Source organism: Ameyamaea chiangmaiensis (genome assembly GCF_013376175.1).
GTDB classification, from domain to species: Bacteria; Pseudomonadota; Alphaproteobacteria; order Acetobacterales; family Acetobacteraceae; genus Ameyamaea; species Ameyamaea chiangmaiensis.
In genome coordinates this window covers 1-3,001 of the sequence record NZ_JABXXR010000227.1, presented here as the reverse complement: position 1 = coordinate 3,001, position 3,001 = coordinate 1, and the positions used below count along the sequence as shown (strand labels likewise).

Genomic DNA, 3,001 nt, shown 5'->3' with positions numbered 1-3,001 from the left:
GCCAGGATCTCGCCCGCGCGGTCGCGGGCCTGTGCACGGCTCAGCCGCGCGGCGCCGTGGCGGGCGCGGTTCTTGGCCAGAAGCCCGAAGGCGACATTTTCCCAGACCGGCAGCGAATCGAACAGTGCCGCGTTCTGGAACAGCATGCCGATCGATTCGATTAGGGTCTCGCGCTGGCGCCGCGGCGCGGTCAGGACGTTCACGCCGTCGATCTCGATGGTGCCGTCATCGGGCAGGATCAGGCCGAGAATGCAGCGCAGCAGCACCGACTTGCCGCTGCCCGATCCGCCGATCACGACCAGCGACGTCCCGGCTTCGACGTCCAGATCGATGCCGTCGAGCACCTGTTTGCTGCCGAAGGCCTTGCGCAGGCCGCGAATGCGGATTTTTGGCGTGCCGGTCATTGGGCGAAAAACAGATCGGTCAGAAGGTAGTCGAAGGCCAGCAGCAGGATCGACGCCGCGACAACCGCCGACGTGGTGGCCGCGCCGACGCCCTCCGCGCCCCCCTTGCTGCGATAGCCGTGATAACAGCCGAGCAGCGCGATCAGGAAGCCGAACATCGCGGCCTTGACCAGACCCACCGTCACGTCGATCGGCTTGACCGCCGCCAGCGTGGCCGTGACGTACGCCTCGGGCGAAAAGCCCAGCTTGACGACCGACACGGTAAAGCCGCCCAGAACGCCCAGAATGTCGGCGACCACCACCAGGAACGGCAACGCTACGATCCCGGCGAGGAGCCTGGGTGTGACGAGGTATTTCATCGGGTTGGTCGACAGGGTCGTCAGGGCGTCGATCTGATCGGTGACGCGCATCGTGCCGATCTGCGCCGCCATGGCGGCGCCAACCCGCCCGGCAACCATCAGCCCGGCCAGCACTGGCCCGAGTTCACGCGTGACCGACAGCACCACGATACCGGCGATGGCGCTCTGCACATGGTACTGGGCGAACCCGGTATAGGATTGCAGCGCGATGACGCCGCCGGAGAAAATGGCCGTCAACGCGACGACCGGCAGCGAGAAGAACCCGATCTCCAGCAGCGAGGCGAGGAACACCCGACCATAGAAGGGCGGCCGGAACAGGTGGGACAGGCCGTCGACAGCAAACAGCGCGAGCGTGCCGGCCATCCGTACGAGATCGAGCACCCCGCGTCCGATGGCGGCGACAAAATCAAGGACGGCATTCACGGGCGTTGGAACCCCGTGTGAAGACCTGTCGCGCCATGCGGCGAGGGGAGATGCATCATGCTTCTGCCGTAGCGCGGCCGCGGCGGCGGGTCAAAGCGTGTCTGGGTGAAACGATAGGGCGACCGCGCGGAGGGCCTATTTTTGTGGACGGCCACGCCGGGGAAAAGGCGGAAAACCGCCCGTCTGCCCGATCGCAGGGCAAAAAAAAGACGGCGCCTGAGCGCCGCCGAAGTTTAGGGAGGAAACGTCCATGAAGACGACCTTCGCAGGCCGGGCTTCGAAGAGAAATATCGCTGGCCGGGGGTGTTTGAGTCAAGAAAATTTGTACCCAGCCTTCACCCGATCGTGAATTTTGTGCCTGACTGGTCAAATCGGGCCAACCCGCCCATAGTCCGCCTCCATCACCTCCGGACTGAACAGCAGAGGATGGACCATGCGTATCACCATGATCGGCGGCGGCTATGTCGGCCTTGTTTCCGCGGCCTGTTTCGCTGAATTCGGGATCGATGTGGCTGTGGTCGAGGCCGACCCCGCACGGCTCGAAGCCCTGCGGGAGGGACGGATCCCGATCTATGAGCCTGGGCTCGACACGCTGGTTGCCAAGAACGTCGCCGCTGGCCGGCTGACCTTCGGAGATGACATCACGTCCGCCGTGCGCGGTTCGACCGCGGTGTTCATCGCGGTCGGCACGCCGCCGCGCAATGGCGACGGCCGGGCGGACATGACCTATGTGCACACGGCCGCGCGCCAGATCGCCCATGCGCTGGATGACTACGCGGTGGTGGTGACGAAATCGACGGTGCCGGTCGGCACGTCGCGCCGCATCGCCCAGATCATCCGCGAGGCCCGCCCGGACGTCGATTTCGATGTGGCGTCCAACCCCGAGTTCCTGCGTGAAGGCAATGCGATCGGCGATTTCATGCGCCCCGACCGCGTGATCATCGGGCTCGACACCGATCACGACCCGGCGCGGGCGCAGGAGATCATGCGCACCCTGTATCGGCCGCTCTACCTGATCGAGGCGCCGATCGTGTTCACCAGTCTCGAATCGGCCGAGCTGATCAAATACGCATCGAACTCGTTCCTCGCGATGAAGATCTCCTTCATCAACGAGATGGCCGATCTGTGCGACAAGGTGGGTGCCAACGTGCACGATCTGGCGCGCGGCATGGGGCTCGATGGCCGGATCGGGCGCAAGTTCCTCCACCCCGGTCCGGGCTATGGCGGGTCGTGCTTCCCCAAGGACACGCTGGCCCTGTCGCGGATCGCGCAGGAGGCCGGCGCGCCGTCGCGGCTGGTCGAGGCCACAGTTCAGGTCAACGAGGCCCGTAAGGCCAGCATGGGATCGCGCATCATCGCCGCCTGCGGCGGGTCGGTGGCGGGTCGCACGATCGCCCTGCTGGGCCTGACTTTCAAGCCCGAGACCGACGACATGCGCGAGTCCCCGTCGCTGCCGATCGTGCATCGGCTGGCCGAAGCCGGGGCGACGCTGCGGGCGTTCGACCCGGTGGGCATGGAGGCGGCCCGGCGCGTCCTGCCGGACGGGTTGGAGTATTGCGCCGATGCGCTCGACGCTGCGCAGGGGGCGGACGCGCTTGTCGTGCTGACCGAATGGAACGTGTTCCGGGCGCTGGCTCCCGCCGCCCTGCGTGAACGGATGTCCGGGAACGTGGTGCTGGACCTGCGCAATGTCTTCGAACCCGCCGCCATGCGCGCCGCCGGGTTCGCGTATCACTCGATCGGTCGTCCCTGAGGCGCGGCGCCGGGGTGCGCGGGTCGCGTTCCGGCGTTACTGCAGGTCGGCGGGAAGCGACG

General features: G+C 66.4%; 3 protein-coding genes. 1 reads left to right on the top strand and 2 read right to left on the bottom strand.

Features of this window, described 5'->3' with window-relative positions:
- Together HUK82_RS15580 and HUK82_RS15575 are read right to left on the bottom strand one after the other, a co-directional pair.
- A partial coding sequence (locus tag HUK82_RS15580; protein WP_176614815.1) for an ATP-binding cassette domain-containing protein occupies nt 1-404 on the bottom strand: 404 nt, incomplete at its 3' end.
- Nucleotides 401-1,186, bottom strand: a complete 786-nt coding sequence (locus HUK82_RS15575; protein ID WP_176614814.1) for an MlaE family ABC transporter permease — start codon at nt 1,184-1,186, stop codon at nt 401-403. The genes HUK82_RS15575 and HUK82_RS15580, both read right to left, overlap by 4 nt.
- A gap of 433 nt (nt 1,187-1,619) precedes the next feature.
- On the opposite strand from HUK82_RS15575, the gene HUK82_RS15570 reads away from it, so the two are divergent.
- Nucleotides 1,620-2,939 (top strand): UDP-glucose dehydrogenase family protein, encoded by a 1,320-nt coding sequence (locus tag HUK82_RS15570; RefSeq protein ID WP_176614813.1) that lies wholly within the window; start codon nt 1,620-1,622, stop codon nt 2,937-2,939.
- The last annotated feature ends 62 nt before the right edge of the window (nt 2,940-3,001 follow it).

Bases quoted from the DNA above. Each gene is read 5' to 3' on its own strand.
- HUK82_RS15570 (WP_176614813.1), top strand. From the start codon at position 1,620: ATGCGTATCACCATGATCGGCGGCGGCTATGTCGGCCTTGTTTCCGCG.